Origin of the sequence: Rhodococcus marinonascens NBRC 14363 (genome assembly GCF_001894885.1) — a bacterium.
Classification (GTDB): domain Bacteria; phylum Actinomycetota; class Actinomycetes; order Mycobacteriales; family Mycobacteriaceae; genus Rhodococcus_F; species Rhodococcus_F marinonascens.
Map to the genome: position 1 here is coordinate 1 of NZ_BCXB01000024.1, position 18,763 is coordinate 18,763.

Sequence of the window (18,763 nt, forward strand, 5' to 3'; positions counted from 1 at the left end):
CTGTATGAGGCCATGACGTTGGTGACACCGGTGTGGAGTCGGGTCGCTGGTGGCTGGTTCCCGGCGGCAGTGTGGGGTCGATGGTAGTTGTAGTGGATGTTCCACACATGCAGGGCCTCGGAGCGTTGCTGTTCGGAATGCCATTCGCGGGCGTAGAGGAAGTCCTCGGCGAGGATGCGGTTGTACCGTTCCACCTTCCCGTTGTGGCGTGGGGTGTACGGGGCGATTCGCTGATGACGTGCCCCGTGGAGCACTTTGGCGAAGTCCTTCGCCCGGTAACAGGACCCGTTGTCGGTGACGACCCGGTCAATATGGGTGATGCCGTGCGCGGCGAAGAACACCCGGGCACGGTGCATGAAACTGATGGCCGTGGAAGCTTTTTCATCGGACAGGGCTTCGGTATACGCCAGTCGGGAGAAACCGTCGACAGCCGAGTGTAGGTACACGTAACCGGTGCGGGCACCGGCGGTCTTGGCCCGATCGACCGCCTTGGCCTTCGCGGATCCTTTGCCGTGGGCCCACCAGCCACCGCCGTCGGGTATCCGGCCGACCTTCTTGATGTCGACGTGGATCATGTGTCCGGGCCGGCGGGCGATGATCCGGCGTGGTTCGCGGTTGCTCTGGCCGGTGGGGCCCTAGGAATCGGCGCCGGTTCAATCCCAGATGCGCCAGGTGCCGGCTGACGGTGCGGACCGAGATCGCGGTGCTGTCACTGCCGAGTTCGTGGGCGATGCGTCGGGCCGACCACTTCTTGTCGCGGCGCAGTGTCTCGATACGGGCCACCACCTCGGGATCGGTGGCGGTCGGCTGGTGATGCGGGATGCTGGGGCGGTCGATCAGGCCGAGGTCACCGAACTCGCGGAAGCGGTTCACCCACTTGCCGGCGCAACCGCGGGAGATACCCATCTCGGCGGCGACGTGGGCAACAGGACGGGTTTGGCATCGTCGGACGAGTCGGCGGCGGCCCTCGACGGACAGCGGGGCGTTACGGTGAGTCACGGACGGGTCTTCCTGTCGGCGGATGTGTTGGTTGTACTTCTCATCCTGCCGTCGGAAGGCCCGTCCCCTTCGTCAGTCCCTCCGCGTGCCCGTGTCTACAACGTCATGACCCGCAACAACTAGCAACCCTGTCATCGTTGAATCTGGGGTCCGTATGCGAGACTATGGACCCCAGACCGACGCTCCGGGGAAGACGCTCCGGAGAAGATCCGAGTTGCACCCAGATGGAAGGTGAAGGATGGTCAACCGCACAGTAGCGGGTAGGTACGGGGTCCGACTGGCAGTCGCGGCCGCTCTGGCGGCAACGCTGCCCGGTTTCGGCGTTCCGGCGTTGGCTTCGGCAGATCCGACCGGCAACACCGCGGTCGCCAATAGTGGCACGTATCTGGTGAGCAACACGAACGTCAAGGGCCGTCAGTCGACTATGACGGTGCATTCGGCGTCGATGGATCGGGACATTCCACTGCAGGTGATCACGCCGGCGGATACGAGTGAGCCGAGGCCGACGCTGTACCTGCTCAACGGGGCGGGCGGCGGCGAAGATTCGGCCTCGTGGCAGGCCAACACGGATCTTGTCGGCTTCTTCGCCGACAAGAACGTCAATGTCGTATCACCTTTGAAGGGTGCGTTCAGCTATTACACGGACTGGGAGAAGCCCGATCCGGAGTTGGGCGTCAACAAGTGGACGACGTTCCTGACGGAGGAACTTCCGCCGGTCATCGATGAGGCTCTCGGAACCAACGGGGTCAACTCGATTGCCGGTATCTCGATGGCGGGTACTTCGGTGTTGAGCCTGGCCGAGTCGGCACCTCACCTCTACGAGGGCGTCGGGGCCTACAGTGGCTGCGCGATGACCAGCAGTGACCCGGGTCGTGCGTATGTGAACCTCGTCGTGGCGGCCGGGGGCGGCGACACCACGAACATGTGGGGTCCGGTCGACGGCCCGGATTGGGCGGCCAATGACCCGTATGTGAATGCGGAGAAGTTGCGCGGACTCGATATCTGGGTCAGTAACGGGTCGGGTCTGCCCGGTCCCGGTGATCGTCTCGACTCGCCGGGGATCGACGGCGACGTCGCGGCGTTGGCCAACCAGATCATTGTCGGCGGTGCCATCGAGGCCGCGACCAACCAGTGCACTCATGCGCTGGCGGGCAAGTTGTACGATCTCGGGATTCCTGCGACGTTCGATTTCCGTCCCACCGGCACGCACTCCTGGTCGTACTGGGAGGAAGACCTCCACAAGTCGTGGCCGATGCTCGCCGCGTCGATGGGCATTTAGCCGCCCGGGCCTGCGGAAGCGAATCGACCCCTGTGGATCACTGATCCACAGGGGTCGAGCCGTCTGGTTCGAGAAGGACGTGGAGTGCCCGCGTGTGCAGACATTGTTTTCGGCGGAGCCGATTGGGTCATTCCGTTGCGGGTGATCACGCCGGCGGACACGAGTAAGCCGAGGCTCACGCTGCATCTGCTCAACGGGGCGGGCGGCGGCGAGGATTCGGCCTTGCGGCAGGTCAACACGGATATGGCCGGCTTCTTCGCCGATAAGAGCGTCAATGCCATCTCACCCGGCCAACGACCCGTATGTGAAAGCAGAGAAGTGTCGTACTGGGAGGAAGACCTCCACATGCGTGGACGACGCTCACGACGTCGCCCATAGCCACCTGACTTTCGGGACTTGTTGCAGACGGGTCGGATGACGGTTCGGGTATACCGCAGAGACAGAAGATGCCGTCCATTTCGTGGGTGCCGATATCGCCCCGATGGGCTGCGCATGAGAGCGATAATTTGAAAACCCCCGAATCAATGGCCCGGAGAATGTTTTGTCGCTGTCCGATCACGACGACCTAGCATCGAAGGGCTCGGAATCGCAGATTTCCAGGTAGTCGGACCGCCGGCAAGGCGACTGGGGGATAACGGGCGCGAGGCACTCAAATGACCAAGTATCGGGCAACTTTTCGAAATTCTTTCCCGATTCTTGTTCTCATCTGCGATCGGTCGGGCACAAGGGAAAAGCGTCATGGAGGGCGCGGATCGTAGCCCACGAGAGTCAGGAGCTCAGATGTTCGGATCTTTGGGCTTAGAAGGCGTTATCGACCCCATCCTGGTCGACCTCCAGGCCGCATCCAGTGCCGGATAGACGCCCTTGAAGTAGACCCGTACTTCACTGAAATTGGGGTCCACGTGTGGCGCTGTGGGCCTCAGTTTCTGCGTTCTGTGACGGTACCAGTTGCGCCCATTTGGAAGATGAAGGATGGTCAACCGCGGCCTAGTCAACCTCGGCCTATAGGAAAGTCCGTATCGTCCCTCCCAGCTAGCGACTCGTCTTTGAATGCGGAAAAGTTGCGTGGACTCGACATCTACGGCGGCAGCGGGACGGGTCTGCCCGGTGACGGCGATCGTCTCGACGCACCGGCGGCGATCGGCGGCGACAAGGCTACCCTGGCCAACCAGATCATCCTCGGCGGAATGATGGAGTCCGCGACGAGCCGGTGTACTCATGCGTTGGCGCGCAAGTTGAAGGAACTGGAGATTCCTGCGACGTTCGATTTCCGGCCCACCGGCACGCACTCGTGGTCGTACTGGGAGAATGACCTCCACAAGTCGTGGCCGATGCCCGCTTGGTCCATGGGTCTGTAACCACCCGACTTTCGGAAGTTGTCGGGGACGGGCCAGACGAATGCTTCGCCTATGCCGCAAAGAATGAAGATGCGTTCCATTTCTATTTTAAATATTGTCTCGATTTGCGCAACATTCTGAGACCAGTCGGGTACAAATGGAAAAGCGCCGTAAAGGGCGCTGATCGAAACCCACAATGATCAGGAGTTCAAATGAACGTCCCACAGCCAGGATCAACCGCGTCGTTCAGTGCCATGGTTGAAGCGATGATCTCAATCGTGTTCGGATCTGCCGGGTCCTAGGCGCCCTGATACGCCCGAACTCGAGCGAATCTGGGGTTTACGTTCGACACTGTGGACCCCAGTTTCGGCGCTCAGGGTGTTTCGAGTTGCGCCCATACGAAAACGTGAAGAATGGTCGACCGCACGGTGGCAGGTGGACACGGGGTCCGACTGGTGGTTGCGGCCGCTCTGGCGGCGGCGCTGCTGCCCAGTGGCGCATCCAGGCGTCCGCGCCCGCGTTTGGGTCCGCGTTTGCGGATCCGGCCGACGATGGGCTCCTATCTAGATGGTTGATTCCGTGGTGCGGTCAGTGGTCGTAGGCGACCGGTGATCGTTTGGCGGGGTTGCTGGTGATCCAGTTGTGCTAAAAGCCGCTGCCATCGCCAGAAGCCGTTGGGCGATGCGGGTGAATACCCCGTGTGTGGCGCGATCACCCGTGTTTCTCCAGGCCAAGCTGACCCTCGAGGGTTTGGTTGACCGATTCGATCCACTGCTGCATCCCGCCGAGGTTGCCGTTCTTGTAGGTATGTGGTGGGCGTCGAAGAACTCGCTCGTCCAGGACCAGGAGACAGGGGCGGTCTCCTCCCTCTCGTCGCAGAGGATCTCCGAGTACGCGAGCTGGGAATGATCGTCGACCGCGTGGTGCAGAAAGGCGTAGCCGCGGCTCTTCTTCTTGTGGTGGCGGTTGCCGCGGTAGAGGACCGCTACCACGGTGGATCTGATCAGCCCTGGACCTCTGGTGGTTCGGTGCGAGCGTCTTAACCCACACCGATACCGGAGGTCCTCGCTTCGCCCATTTCACGCTGCCCCGCCGTTCGCAACCAGTCTGGGAACTACAGGTAGCGACCGGGATGTAATTGCGGAGGAAGTCCGTGCCGGTAGGAACATCGCCACAGACTGTGGCCGATGCTTGCTGCGTCGCCCTTAGCCACCCGACTCTCGGAAGTTGTTACGGACGGCCAGGATTGGCAGGTCCCCGATAGTCGGGCCACGTGGTTTTAGAGTCACGGTGTGAATTGATGTCAGTCGATCTCGCAGCCCACAGGTTGGTGGATGTGGGTGCACCGGGCAGCGTACTCGGCCGGCGTTCGGTAGCTCAGCGACGAGTGTCGGTGCCGGTGATTGTGGTCGTCCTTGAAGTCGCCGATCACCACCCGCGCTTCGAGTAGATTCGTCCAGTAGTTCCGGTTGAGGCATTCCTTTCGCAGCCGGTTGTTGATCCCCCAAGGACTTCGTCCAGGGAGGTTCCCCCCAGATTCGATATGCCCGTTGTTCCACGGAGTGCCCGGCGGGATGTAGGAGATTCCGACTTTATCGGCGCAGAACTGGTGTAGTGCATGGGAAATGAACTCCGGACCGTTGTCCATCCGCAACACCTGCGGTGGACCACCCCACACTGCGAAAGCCTTCCCCAACTCCTCCACAAGCCGTTCCGCGGTGATCGAGCGCTCCACGATGTTCAGAAGTGACAACCGTGTGGGGGTACCGCCCTGCACGCAGTGCTCGGGGGAGGTTCGTCGACCATCGATGCAATCTTCACCGCCTTCCCATCGATAGTGGAATCGAACTGGAAGTCGATAGCCCACACCACATTCGGTGCATCCGCTTCGACTGTCGGCACCGAAGGCACCCCGGCCCGCTTACGGGGGTGATAGATCCGCACCTGCAGGCCTTCCTCCTTCCACAATCGGTGGACCTTCTTCTTGTTCACCTGCAGGCCCTCGTCGTGGCGCAGATGAGCCCACGCACGCGAAGAACCCGTGCAGCGGGTGCTTCGTGGCATAGCGGCGAAGCCAGGCCCGTAGGTCGGCGTCAGGGTCTGACGGGGTCTGCGCCACGGGAAGCCGCCGAAAGGTGGATCGGGCTAGCCCACCAGCTTTGCATGCCAATCGCTGCGAGATACTCAACGTGCAGGTCAGCATCTCGACTGCGCGGCGCTTGGCGGCTGGGCTCAGAATTTTCCCTTGGCCACCTCACGCAGCGCGTCCTTCTCCAACTCGGCCTCGGCGAGCAGCCGTTTGAGTTTGCCGTTCTGTTCTCGGAGTTCTTTGAGTTCCTTCGCCGCATCGGTGTCCATGCCGCGGTATTGGCGTCGCCAGTTGTACAACGTCGCCGCCGACACCTCGAGTTCGGCGGCGATCTCTTCCTGTGTTCTCCCTGCTGCGGTCAACTCGTCCGCCCGCCGCAGCTTCCGAACGATGTCCTCCGCAGAATTGCGTTTCCGTCCAGCCATGATCTTCATTGTCCTTCCAACCCCAGGTCAAGGGGCAACAGGACTCCAAAACACGGTGGACCCATTCACGGGAGACACGCCAGGATGAATGGCTCGCGTATACCGCAGAGAAAGAAGATGTGTTCCACTTCGCGGATGCTGATATCGCACCGTTGGACTGGTTTCGAGAGCGATGACTTGAAAAACTCCCGAATATGTGACATCAAGTATGTTTTATCGCTCTCTGATCACGAAGTCTGATGCGGCGAAGTGCTGGGATCGTAAATTCGCAGGTAGTCGGCCTGCCAGAGGGGCAGCTGGGGGATAACGAGGTAATCAAGTGGTCGAGTTCCTGGGTAACTATTCGAAATTTTCTCCAATTCGCATTCTCTTCGGCGCCAGGTCGGGTACAAAGGGAATGGCGTCATCGAGGGCGCTGATTGGCAACCAGCGAAAGTCAGGAGTCAGACATGTTAGAGGGATCTGCAGATCTTGGTGCCATGTTCTTCGAACTCATCTTGATCTCTCTCACATTCGGGTCCGGTGAGATCAACCCCGGACCCTAGACCAACTGTTGAAGTACCCACACGTTGCGTACTTCGTTGAAACTGAGGTCCACGCGCAACATTGTGGACCTCAGTTTCAGCATTTGGATGCGGTAGTGGGTGGAGTGGATTCGGAAGGCGAAGGATGGCGCAACCGCACTGAGGTCGAGAATAATTTGGATGAACTCGAGATCCCCGCGAAGACGTTTTCTGGACGCAACGCTGGACCGTTTTCGAGAGCGATGACTTGAAAAGCCCGAATTATCAGCCTGAAGTATGTTTTGTCGCTGTCCGATCACGGAACCAGAAGTCATGGGCCATTCGGAACCATAAATCGCCTGGTGGTGGGCCTGCAGGCGGGGAAATTGGAGGGTAACCAGCTAATCAAGTGGCTGAGCGCGGGATAACTTTTCGAAATGTTCTCGATTCGCACTCTATTCGGCGACCGGTCGGGTACAAAGGGGAAAGCGTCATGGAGGGCGTTGCTCGAAACCCACACGACAAACAGGAGTTCATATGTTTGAATCAGCTGCGCAATTCTCAGCCGCGGTCGAAGCCATGATCGCAATCGTGTTCGGATCTGCCGGGTCCTAGACGCCCTGACACACCCGAACTTCACCGAAACTGGGGTCCACGTGCAACACTGTGGACCCCAGTTCGGCGCTCTGGGGAAGTTTCGTTGCGCCCATACTGAAAAGGTGAAGGATGATCAACCGCACAGTGGCGGGTAGGTACGGGGTCCGACTGGCGGTTGCGACCGCTCTGGCGGCGGCACTGCCCGGTGTCGGCGTCCAGGCATCCGCATTTGCGGATCCGGCCGACGATGGTAACTCCTACCTGGTAGGTACCGAGAAGATCGACGATCGCCAGTCGACCATGACCGTGCATTCGGTATCGATGGATCGCGACATTCCGTTGAGGGTGATCACGCCGGCGGATACAAGTGAGCCGAGGCCCACGCTCTACCTGCTCAACGGGGTAGGTGGCGGCGAGGACGAGGCCTCGTGGCAAGCCAACACCGATACCGTCGACTTCTTCGCCGACAAGAACGTCAACGTCGTCACGCCTATGGAAGGCGCGTACAGCTACTACACCGACTGGGCGCAGCCCGATCCGGTGTTGGGGACGAACAAGTGGACGACGTTCCTGACGAGGGAACTTCCCCCGATCGTGAATTCCGCTCTCGGAGCGAACGGCGTCAACTCGATTGCCGGCATCTCGATGGCGGGTACCTCGGTGCTGAGTCTGGCGCAGTCGGCGCCCGACCTCTACGAGAGCGTCGGGGCCTACAGTGGCTGCGCGATGACCAGTACCGTTCCTGGCCAAGCATTCGTGCGAACGGTTGTCGAGTCCCGTGGCGGCGGTGACGCCACGAACATGTGGGGGCCCTACGACGGTCCGGGGTGGGCGGCCAATGATCCGTATGTGAATGCGGAGAAGTTACGTGGGCTCGACATTTACGTCAGTAATGGGACGGGTCTGCCGGGTGAACGCGATCGTCTCGACGGACCGGGGATCGACGGCGACGTATCTGCTCTTGCCGGCCAACTCGTCCTCGGTGGTGTCATCGAGGCCGCGACCAACTTCTGCACGCAAGCACTGGCGGGCAAGTTGTACGAACTGGGAATCCCGGCGACGTTCGACTTCCGGCCCACCGGTACGCATTCGTGGTCGTACTGGGAGGAAGACCTCCACAAGTCGTGGCCGATTCTCGCCGCGTCGATGGGTCTGTAGCGACCCGGCTTTTCGGAAGTTGTTGCGGGCAGGGCGCGTCGGACTGGTTTCGAACCGATCACGTGGCGGCACCCGAGACAACTTCCGAAAATGTTCGCGATTCTTGTTCTCAACCGTGACCGGTCGGGTAAAAATGGGCAAGCGCCAGCAAGGGCGCGACACATTCGCGAAAGTCAGGAGCTAGGGTATGGAGTTGGGGTCTTCAGGGTCATTGGAATCGGGTGCCTGGTTCGAACTCATTTTGATTTCTATCGATTTCGGATCTGGTGAGCGCCCGCCAGTCGGGCCCTAGAGGCCGTTGAAATAGACCCGTACTTCGCTGAAACTGGGGTCCACGTGCGAGAATGTGGGCCCCAGTTTCGGCGTTCTGGGACGGTACGAGTTGCGCCTACATGGAGGGTGAAGGATGGTCAACCGCACAGTAGCGGGTAGGTATGGGGTTCGACTGGCGCTTGCGGTCGCTCTGGCGGCGGCGATTCCCGGTTTCGGTGGCCAAGCGTTTGCATTTGCGGATCCGGCCGCCGGCACGACGATCGCCGATGGTGGCTCCTATCTGGTGAGCAACACGAAGGTCAAGGGCCGTGAGTCGACTATGCGGGTGTATTCGGCGTCGATGGACCGGGAAATTCCGCTGCGGGTGATCACGCCGGAGGACACCAGCGAGCCGAGGCCCACGCTGTATCTGCTCAATGGGGCTGGCGGCGGCGAGGATTCGGCCTCGTGGCAGGTCAATACTGACTTGGCCGACTTCTTCGACGACAAGAACGTCAATGTCGTCTCGCCCATGATGGGCGCGTTCAGTTACTACACGGATTGGGAGAACACCGATCCGAAGTTGGGTACGAACATGTGGGCGACGTTCCTGACACAGGAACTTCCGCCGATCGTCGATGCCGAGCTCGGAACGAACGGGATCAACTCGATCGCCGGTATCTCGATGGCGGGTACGTCGGTGTTGAGCCTGGCGCAGTCGGCGCCCGACCTCTACGAGGGCGTCGCGGCTTACAGCGGTTGTGCGAGGACGAGCACCAATCCCGGTGAAACATATGTGCGGATGGTCGTCGAGACCGCTGGGGGCGGTGACACCGAGAACATGTGGGGACCCTACGGGGGTCAGGGTTGGAGGGATAACGACCCGTATGTGAATGCGGAGAAGTTGCGCGGACTCGACATCTGGGTCAGCAGCGGGACGGGTCTGCCCGGTCCCGGCGATCGCCTCGACGCACCGGGGATCAACGGCAACGTCGGTACGTTGGCCGGCCAGATCATCGTCGGCGGTGTCATCGAGGCCGCGACCAACCAGTGCACTCATGCGTTGGCGAGAAGATTGGACGCACTCAATATCCCAGCGAAGTTCGATTTCCGTCCCACCGGCACGCATTCGTGGTCGTACTGGGAGGAAGACCTCCATAAGTCGTGGCCGATGCTTGCAGCGTCGATGGGTCTGTAGCCACACGGCTATCGAGAGCGATGGCACGAAAAGTTCGCGAAGCAAAGTTCGCGAAGGGATGGCTCGAAGTATGTCTTGCCTCTGTCCGATCACGACCGTCAGATCCTGAAGTGGGACAACTCTTCAAAATGTTCTCGATTCTCGTCCCCTTCCGCGACCGCTCGGGTACAAAGAGAACGCCATCTAAAGGCGTGGGCCGAAACCCACATGACAATCGGGAGATCACATGTCGTCGGACATCGCGACCATTCTGGAAAGCATCACCATCCTGCTCTCGTACATCCCCGGGTCTGTCGGGGGATAGAGACCCGTGCGGTACTGAAAACTGGGGTCCACGTGCGACACTGTGGTCCCCAGTTTCGGCGTTCTGGGGGAAGTTGACCCGGGGAAGTCACGGTTTGCGCCCATTTGGAAGGTGAAGGATGGTCACCCGCACAGAAGCGGGTAGGTGCGGGTCTGACTGGCGGTTGCGGCCGCTTTGGCGGTAGCGCTGCCCAGTGTCGGCGTCCAGGCGTCCGCATTTGCGGATCCAGTCGGCGACACCGCGGTCGCCGATGGCGGCTCCTATCTGGTGAGCAATACGAAGGTCAAGGGCCGTGAGTCGAAGATGCGCGTGTATTCGGCATCGATGGACCGGGTCATTCCGTTGCAGGTGATCACTGCGGCAGACACCAGTGAGCCGAGGCCCACGCTGTATCTGCTCAATGGGGCTGGCGGCGGCGAGGATTCGGCCTCGTGGCAGGTCAATACTGACTTGGTCGACTTCTTCGACGACATGAACGTCAATGTCGTCTCGCCCATGATGGGCGCGTTCAGTTAATACACGGATTGGCAGAAACCCGATCCGGAGTTGGGTACGAACATGTGGACGACGTTCCTGACGCAGGAACTTCCGCCGATCGTCGATGCCGAGCTCGGAACGAACGGGATCAACTCGATCGGCGGTATCTCGATGGCGGGCACGTCGGTGTTGAGCCTGGCGCAGTCGGCGCCCGACCTCTACGAGGGCGTCGCGGCTTACAGCGGTTGTGCGAGGACCAGCACCGATCCTGGTCAAGCTTGTGTGCGGATGGTGGTGGAGTCCCGTGGGGGCGCCGACGCCACGAACATGTGGGGATCTTACGACGGTGACGGTTGGACGAAGAACGACCCGTATGTGAATGCGGAGAAGTTGCGCGGATTCGACATCTACGAAAGCAGCGGGACGGGTCTACCCGGTCCCGGCGATCGTCTCGACGCTCCGTGGATCAACGGCGACAGGGCTACCCTGGCCAACCAGATCATCCTCGGCGGCGCCATCGAGGCCGCGACCAACCAGTGCACTCATGCGCTGGCGGGCAAGTTGGGCGAGCTGGGGATTCCCGCGACGTTCGATTTCCGGCCCACCTGCACGCACTCGTGGTCGTACTGGGAGGAAGACCTCCACAAGTCGTGGCCGATGCTCGCGGAGTCGATGGAGTCGATGGAGTCGATGGATCGGTAGCCGCCAGGCGAGCCAGAGCGATGGCACGAAAAGTTCGCGAAGCAAAGTTCGCGAAGGGATGACTCGACGTATGTCTTGCTGCTGTCCGATCACGACCGTCAGATCCTGATGTGGGACAACTTTTCGAAATGTTCTCGATTCTCGTTCTCATCCACGCGCCGATCGTGTACAAAGGGAAAGCTATCAAGCGCGTGGGGCGAAACCCACATGACAATCGGGAGATCGTATGTCGTCGGATTACCTGGAACTCTTCTCAGCCGTGATCAAGTTGATCCCCGCGTTGTTTGGTTGATCCCCGTTCTGCCCTAATGGAGCGGGAGACCTGAGCTTCGCCGAATCGGGGGTCCACGTGCGACACTGTGGACCCCAGATTCGGCGATCTGGGGTGGTACGAATTGCATATGGAAGGTGAAGGATGGTCAACCGCACAGTAGCGGGTAGGTACGGTGTCCGACTGGCGGTTGCGACCGCTCTGGCGGCAACGCTGCCCGGGTTCGGCGTCCCCGCGTTGGCTTCGGCAGAAACGATCGGCGATTCTGCGGCCGCCGAGGGCGACTCGTATCTGGTGAGCATGACGAGTGCGACGTCCAAGAAGGGCAAGACGAATCTCGAGGACCGCGAATGGAAGATGCGCGTGTACTCGGCGTCGATGGATCGGGTCATCCCGTTGCAGGTGATCACGCCGGCGGATACGAGTGAGCCGGCACCGACGCTGTATCTGCTCAACGGGGCGGGCGGCGGCGAGGATTCGGCCTCGTGGCAGGTCAACACGGATATGGTGGGCTTCTTCGCCGACAAGAACGTCAATGTCGTCTCGCCCATGCAGGGTGCGTTCAGCTACTACACGGACTGGGAGAAGCCCGATCCGGAGTTGGGTGTCAACAAGTGGACGACGTTCCTGACGGAGGAACTTCCCCCCGTCGTCGATGAGACTCTCGGAACCAACGGGGTCAACTCGATTGCCGGCATCTCGATGGCGGGTTCGTCGGTGTTGAGTTTGGCGCAGTCGGCACCTGACCTCTACGAGGGCGTCGGGGCCTACAGTGGCTGCGCGACGACCAGCAATGGACCGGGCCGCGCCTACGTCAACCTTGTCGTCGAGTCCCGTGGGGGCGGCGACACAGAGAACATGTGGGGCCCGGAGGGCGGCCAGGGTTGGTTGGACAACGACCCGTATGTGAATGCGGAGAAGTTGCGCGGACTCGACATCTGGGTCAGCAGCGGGACGGGTCTGCCCGGCCCCGGTGATCGTCTCGACGCACCGGCAATCGACGGCGACACGGCCGCTCTGGCCAATCAGATCATCCTCGGCGGTGTGATCGAGGCCGCGACCAACCAGTGCACTCATGCGCTGGCGAGAAAGTTGAAAGAGCTGGATATTCCGGCGAACTTCGATTTCCGTCCCACCGGCACGCACTCGTGGTCGTACTGGGAGGAAGACCTCCACAAGTCGTGGCCGATGCTTGCCGAGTCGATGGGTATGTAGTCACCCGGGCATCGGAAGCGAATCGACCCCTGTGGATCAGTGATCCGCAGGGGTCGAGGCGTCTAGTCTGGCGAGGTGGAGACAGTACCGATCCAGATGCCCGACGGAACCACCACTCCGGTTCGACTGTTTCCCGGTGCTGACGAGGCCCCCGCGATCGTGATATTCCCTGGCCTGGGAATTCCCGCCGGATACTACGAGCCTTTCGCCCAGGAACTCGTGTCCCGCGGTTTCAACGCGGCGATCGGCGAACTTCGTGGCCAGGGTGACAGTCGCCCCCGGCCGAGTAGTGCGAGTACGTACGGCTACCACGAACAGGTATCCGTCGACTTCCCCGCGATTTTCGAGGTGGTGCGGGAGCGGTTTCCGGCCTCAACGCCCTTCCTGCTGGGGCACAGCATGGGCGGCCAGTTGGGCATGATGTACGCGGCGCGGATTCGGGGACGTCTCGGTGGGCTCGTCCTCGTGGCCTCGGGATCGCCCTATCATCGCGGGTTCCCGGGGCTGCATTCCCCGTGGGTCCTGATGGGCGCCGCGGCGATGTCGGTGACGGCCAGTCTTGCGGGTTTCTGGCCGGGCGACAAACTCGACATCGGCGGGTTCGGCAGGCAGTCGAAGGTTCTGATCTCCGATTGGTCCAGGTTCGCCCGCACTGGCAGGATCGAACCTGATGGCGCCGACATCGATTACGAGGAACGAATCGGCAGACTGAAATTGCCGGTGCTGTGGGTGACCATCGAGGGTGACGATCTTGCGCCGAGATCCTCGGCGAATAACCTCGTCGCGAAACTCCCGAACGCCGACGTCACGCTCTGGCACCAGCCCCGGCCGCTGGGGCACAACGGGTGGATCCGTGACGCCGCGAGCACGGTAGACCGCATCGTCGAGTGGCTGCACGATTGCACCTAGGTACCGGTCGGAGGATCTAGCGGGTGAGTTGATTCCAGAGAAACGTAAAGGTGAGGGCCGACTTGAATGCGGCCTGCGCGTTGTCGGCTGCGCCCCCGTGCCCACCTTCGATGTTCTCGTAGTACCAGACCTCGTGGCCCTGCTCCTCGAGCAACGCGGCCATCTTGCGAGCGTGGCCGGGGTGGACGCGGTCGTCTCGGGTGGAGGTGGTGATGAGAATCGGTGGGTAGTCGGCCGCGCTGGTCGAATTCTGGTATGGCGAGTACTCGCTGATGAACTTCCAGTCCTTGGGGGCGTCCGGGTCGCCGTACTCGGCCATCCACGACGCCCCGGCCAGTAGCAGGTGATACCGCTTCATGTCGAGAAGTGGCACTTGGCAGACGATCGCGCCGAACAGCGTGGGGTAGCGGGTGAGCATGACGCCCATCAGAAGTCCGCCGTTGCTGCCGCCCTGGATGCCGAGTTGTTTTACGGTGGTGATTCCACGGGAGACGAGGTCACGGGCGACGGCAGCGAAGTCCTCGAAGGCCCTGTGGCGACCTTCCCGCACGGCCTGAGTGTGCCACGACGGGCCGTACTCGCCGCCGCCGCGGATGTTCGCCACGACGTATGCGCCACCGCGTTCGAGCCAGGCGGATCCGACCGAACCGCTGTACCCGGGCACCATCGAGTTTTCGAAGCCGCCGTAGCCGTACAGCATCGTGGGGCGCGGCCCCGCGGCGTCCTCGCGGCGTACAACGAAGTAGGGGATCTCGGTCCCGTCGTCCGACACCGCGAAATGCTGCGACACCAAAATCCCGTCCGCGTCGAAAAATGACGGTGCCTGTTTTACGGGTTCGAGGGGTCCGCCTACCGTGCCGTAGAACAGCGTCGCGGGCGTGGTGAAGCCACTGGAGTTGATGAAGAAGTTGTCACCATTGCGATGATCGGTGCCGATGATCGAGCTTGCTGTCAGTTCTGGTACTCCGTCGAGGGGCTTCTCCTCCCAACCGGTGTCGTTCGGGGTGAGCACCGACAACCTGGTCTGCACGTCCGAGAGTCGCACGAGGAGAAGGTGATTCTGGGTCCACCTTCCTTCCTCGAGGGCAGTGTGCTCGTCCGGGGTGAACAGCGGAGTGATCTCGCGCGTACCGGCGAGGAAAGCGGGGTAGTTCGCGATCAGCAGCGAACCGGCAGGGTGGACAGTGCCGTCCGCCTCCCAGTCCGTGCGGGGTCGGATGGCCAGCCAGTCGCGGTAGACGGACGTTTCGGCGTCATTCGGGGTCTCGATCCGTAGCAATGACCCGTCCGAGAGCAGTTGATACCGCTCCGAGTTGTAGAAGTCGAGCGAACGGACCACGAAGTGTCGCGTGTATCCGGGGGTGTCGTCGTAAGATGCGCTGACGGACACGTCGGTCGCCTCCCCCTCGAACACGGTGACCGCCTCGGCGAGCGGAGTGCCGCGACGCCAGCGCTTGGTGATCCTCGGGTACCCGGAGTCGGTCATCGAGCCCTCACCGAAATCAGTCCCGACATAGACGGTGTCCTCGTCGATCCAGCTAATACTGGTTTTCGCTTCGGGCAGGCCGAATGCGTGGTCGCCGACCACGAATTCACGTGTCTCCAAGTCGAACTCACGCACCACTGACGCGTCGGCACCGCCACGTGAGAACGACAGCAGTGCGCGCGACCGTGCCGGGCGCAACACGGTTGCCCCGGCCCACACCCAGTTCTCGCCCTCGCGTTCGGCGAGCGCATCGACGTCGAGCAGCACATCCCACTCGGGTTCGTCGGTGCGGTACTGTTCGAGCAGCGTGCGCCGCCAGATGCCGCGCTTGTTCTTGCCGTCCCGCCAGAAGTTGTAGAGGTACTCGCCGCGGATCACGACGTAGGGAATGCGGTTGTCGGTGTCCAGGATGTCCCGGATGCGGCTCTCGAGCGCGGAGAACTCCGCCTTCTCGGTGTACTCGTCGAGTGTGCGGGCGTTGCGCTCCCGCACCCAGTCGAGTGACCGTTCCGCTGTCACGTCTTCGAGCCAGAGGTATGGATCTATCATGACGCCATTCTTACAGGGACGACGTCGGATAGCCTTTATGGCGTGGAAGCCGCCGTCGCGAACCAGACGTACCCACTGTGGGAGCAGCACTGCTGCTTGCCATTGCAACCGACGGCGTCAATCGCGGGGTTGCGCCGTTATCGACGTCCAGCGGGAAGTTACCTGTCGGTAAACGTCGGCTACGCCGCGCAAGGCAAGGCGGAGTCGACGGCGATTGCCGAGAATTTCCGTTCTCAGGCGGGTGGGGACATCGAACTGGTGACCGAGTTCGGCGACGTGGATGCCGTGCGCGACGCCGGCGGCCTTGCGCTCGCCTTCGACCTCGAGGACTCGGCACCGCTGGACGGCGATCTCTCGAACGTCGCCCATTTCTACGAACTCGGGGTGCGGTCGCTGCTGCCCACCTACAACCGAGCAAACGCCGCAGGCTGCGGTTGCCTGGACACCGACGACACCGGGCTCACGCGCTACGGTCGGGACCTAGTCCGGGAGATGAACAGTGTCGGCATGATGGTGGACGGTTCTCACTGCTCGACACGGACCGGGCTCGACCTCTCCGCGAGCACTGAACGGCCGATGATCTACAGCCACTCGAACCTGCGGCGGTTGTGGGACCACCCGCGCAACATCACCGATGACCAGGCCCGCGCCTGCGCGGACAGCGGGGGAGTGATCGGCATCAACGGGGTCGGGATCTTCCTCGGCGTCAATGCACCGGAAGACGAGGAGCAACGACTGTCCGCGATGGCCGACCATATCGAGGCCGCCGTGGACCTGGTAGAGGTCGACCACGTCGGTATCGGGTCGGACTATTCGTTCGACGCCGAGGACTGCTTCGCGGAAATTGCCTCCCACGCCGACTCGTTCTCCGCCGCGTACACGGCGTGGGGTCCGCTCCAGTGGGTACCGCCGGAGGACGTCCTCACCCTCGACCGGATATTGCGGGATCGAGGGTTCGACGAGGCATCGATCGAGGCCGTCTACGGGGGCAACTTAGCGAGGGTTGCGGCAGCCGTGTGGGCTACTCGCGGGTAACGCGACCAAGGTGAGACGGCGGTTCGAGACGGGACTATCCTGAACAATCGTGACCTCACACTATGACGTCGTTGTCCTCGGAGCCGGCCCCGGTGGGTACGTCGCCGCTATCCGCGCGGCACAGCTGGGATTGAGCACCGCCATTATCGAGCAGAAGTACTGGGGCGGTGTGTGCCTGAACGTCGGCTGCATTCCCTCCAAGGCACTTCTCCGCAATGCCGAACTTGCGCATCTCTTCACCAAAGAGGCCAAGACGTTCGGTATCTCGGGAGAGGCGTCCTTCGATTTCGGCGCAGCCTATGATCGCAGTCGCAAGGTCGCGGATGGGCGCGTCAAGGGCGTTCACTTCTTGATGAAGAAGAACAAGATCACAGAGTACGACGGCAAGGGGTCGTTCACCGACGCCAACACCATCTCGATCGAGCTGTCCAAGGGCGGGACGGAGACGGTGACGTTCGACAACGCGATCATCGCCACCGGTTCCACCACGAAGCTACTTCCGGGCACCTCGCTGAGCGAGAACGTGGTCACCTACGAGGAGCAGATCCTCACCCGTGAGTTGCCGAAGTCGATCCTCATCGTCGGCGCCGGCGCGATCGGGATGGAGTTCGGCTACGTCCTGAAGAACTACGGGGTGGACGTCACGATCGTCGAGTTCCTCGACCGCGCGCTGCCGAACGAGGACGCGGACGTCTCCAAGGAGATCGCGAAGCAGTACAAGAAGCTCGGCGTAACCATCAAGACCGGTGCCGCCGTGCAGAGGATTGATGACGACGGCTCCAAGGTCACCGTCTCGATCAAGAACAACAAGTCCGGCGACCTCGAGACCGTTGTCGTCGACAAGGTTCTGCAGTCGGTCGGGTTCGCCCCGCGGGTGGAAGGCTTCGGCCTGGAGAAGACCGGTATCGAGCTCACCGACCGAGGTGCCATCGGCATCACGAACACGATGCAGACATCGGTGCCGCACATCTACGCCATCGGTGACGTGACGATGAAGCTGCAACTCGCCCACGTGGCCGAGGCGCAGGCCGTTGTAGCCGCCGAGACGATCGCCGGTGCGGAGACGCTGCCGATCGACGACTACCGGATGATGCCGCGGGCCACGTTCTGCCAGCCGCAGGTCGCCAGCTTCGGTCTTACCGAGCAGGAGGCCGAAGACGAGGGATACGACGTGTCGGTCGCGACGTTCCCGTTCACCGCCAACGGCAAGGCACACGGCCTCGGCGACCCGACGGGTTTCGTGAAACTGATCGCAGACAAGAAGTACGGCGAACTCCTCGGCGGGCACCTCATCGGACCCGATGTCTCTGAACTTCTACCCGAACTGACCCTCGCGCAGAAGTGGGACCTCACGGTCAACGAACTGGCCCGCAACGTACATACGCACCCGACGCTCAGCGAAGCATTGCAGGAGGCCATCCACGGTCTCGCCGGGCACATGATCAACTTCTGATCGACTGTTTCACGAACGCCCGCACAGCCGATGTGCGGGCGTTCTGTCGATTCGGGCCGCACCGAGCGTGTACCGATGGCGAGTGCCCGGCGCCGATGGCATCGGGGGAGACCCTGGGCCAGCGGCTGGCGGAGGAGGAAGCAGCCGAACACATCGTCGACGACGACCGCGACTGACGAACATCTACGCCGGCCGTCATCCACCCTTGCAGTGAGCGCTTCTCGACCGCAGGCGGTTACGAGGTACTCATGGGCCGCGAAGCGGCGAGTACGCTACCCAGCCAGTCGTGGTGGTTCTCAGGACGGCGACAGCAGCGAGATCGAGGAGTTTGCAGAAGCTGGTGTAGGTGCCCATTCTCCGGTTGATCGCGATCGGATCCGACTACACCTCAGCAATGGCCGGATGTTTGGTGGTCGTGGGCAGCAGAAGTGCGTCATAGTCGTCGAACAGTGTCCTCTCGGTCGGCGTCGTATTCAACCCCGTGGACATGCCCGCATACGCTCACGAAGCGGTCGAAGCCCTAGT

Annotated in this window: 9 protein-coding genes and 5 pseudogenes; 10 read left to right on the forward strand and 4 right to left on the reverse strand. The window is 61.7% G+C overall.

Features of this window, described 5'->3' with window-relative positions; genetic code table 11:
* A pseudogene (locus RM2_RS16620) lies at positions 1-999 on the reverse strand (IS481 family transposase); the annotation flags it as partial.
* Positions 1,000-1,237: 238 nt separating this feature from the next.
* Between RM2_RS16620 and RM2_RS16630 the strand changes: the two are divergent.
* The 3 genes and pseudogenes from RM2_RS16630 to RM2_RS16640 all read left to right on the forward strand — a co-directional run.
* On the forward strand, positions 1,238-2,278 hold the full coding sequence (locus tag RM2_RS16630) for an alpha/beta hydrolase (RefSeq protein WP_072690668.1): 1,041 nt from the start codon (positions 1,238-1,240) through the stop codon (positions 2,276-2,278).
* A gap of 84 nt (positions 2,279-2,362) precedes the next feature.
* Complete coding sequence (locus tag RM2_RS25955) at positions 2,363-2,656, forward strand: hypothetical protein (protein ID WP_072690669.1); 294 nt, start codon at positions 2,363-2,365, stop codon at positions 2,654-2,656.
* A gap of 653 nt (positions 2,657-3,309) precedes the next feature.
* Positions 3,310-3,636 (forward strand): annotated as a pseudogene (locus RM2_RS16640) (esterase family protein); the annotation flags it as partial.
* Between the two features lie 567 nt (positions 3,637-4,203).
* On the opposite strand, the pseudogene RM2_RS26075 reads toward RM2_RS16640, so the two are convergent.
* Together RM2_RS26075 and RM2_RS16650 are read right to left on the reverse strand one after the other, a co-directional pair.
* Positions 4,204-4,434, reverse strand: a pseudogene (locus RM2_RS26075) (IS982 family transposase); the annotation flags it as partial.
* A gap of 484 nt (positions 4,435-4,918) precedes the next feature.
* Positions 4,919-6,129: pseudogene (locus RM2_RS16650) on the reverse strand (IS3 family transposase).
* A gap of 1,229 nt (positions 6,130-7,358) precedes the next feature.
* On the opposite strand from RM2_RS16650, the gene RM2_RS16660 reads away from it, so the two are divergent.
* The 5 genes and pseudogenes from RM2_RS16660 (at position 7,359) to RM2_RS16680 (ending at position 13,715) form a co-directional block, all read left to right on the forward strand.
* Complete coding sequence (locus RM2_RS16660; RefSeq protein WP_072690671.1) at positions 7,359-8,387, forward strand: alpha/beta hydrolase; 1,029 nt, start codon at positions 7,359-7,361, stop codon at positions 8,385-8,387.
* Positions 8,388-8,793: 406 nt separating this feature from the next.
* Positions 8,794-9,837, forward strand: a complete 1,044-nt coding sequence (locus tag RM2_RS16665) for an alpha/beta hydrolase (protein WP_072690672.1) — start codon at positions 8,794-8,796, stop codon at positions 9,835-9,837.
* Between the two features lie 422 nt (positions 9,838-10,259).
* Positions 10,260-11,320: pseudogene (locus RM2_RS16670) on the forward strand (alpha/beta hydrolase).
* Between the two features lie 415 nt (positions 11,321-11,735).
* The gene (locus tag RM2_RS16675) at positions 11,736-12,806 is read left to right on the forward strand and encodes an alpha/beta hydrolase (protein WP_072690673.1); all 1,071 of its coding nucleotides are present in this window, start codon (positions 11,736-11,738) and stop codon (positions 12,804-12,806) included.
* A gap of 75 nt (positions 12,807-12,881) precedes the next feature.
* On the forward strand, positions 12,882-13,715 hold the full coding sequence (locus RM2_RS16680; protein WP_245814006.1) for an alpha/beta hydrolase family protein: 834 nt from the start codon (positions 12,882-12,884) through the stop codon (positions 13,713-13,715).
* Between the two features lie 16 nt (positions 13,716-13,731).
* On the opposite strand, the gene RM2_RS16685 is transcribed toward RM2_RS16680, so the two are convergent.
* Entirely contained in the window at positions 13,732-15,750 is a 2,019-nt protein-coding gene (locus RM2_RS16685) for a prolyl oligopeptidase family serine peptidase (RefSeq protein ID WP_072690674.1), read from the reverse strand.
* A 42-nt stretch (positions 15,751-15,792) separates the two neighbouring features.
* On the opposite strand from RM2_RS16685, the gene RM2_RS16690 reads away from it, so the two are divergent.
* Both RM2_RS16690 and lpdA read left to right on the forward strand, forming a co-directional pair.
* Positions 15,793-16,785 carry a dipeptidase gene (locus tag RM2_RS16690; protein ID WP_072690675.1) on the forward strand — a complete coding sequence of 331 codons (993 nt, stop codon included), beginning with the start codon at positions 15,793-15,795 and terminating at the stop codon, positions 16,783-16,785.
* A gap of 49 nt (positions 16,786-16,834) precedes the next feature.
* Positions 16,835-18,238: a dihydrolipoyl dehydrogenase gene (gene lpdA / locus RM2_RS16695; RefSeq protein WP_072690676.1), complete on the forward strand. Its 1,404-nt coding sequence runs from the start codon at positions 16,835-16,837 to the stop codon at positions 18,236-18,238.
* Positions 18,239-18,763: the final 525 nt, after the last annotated feature.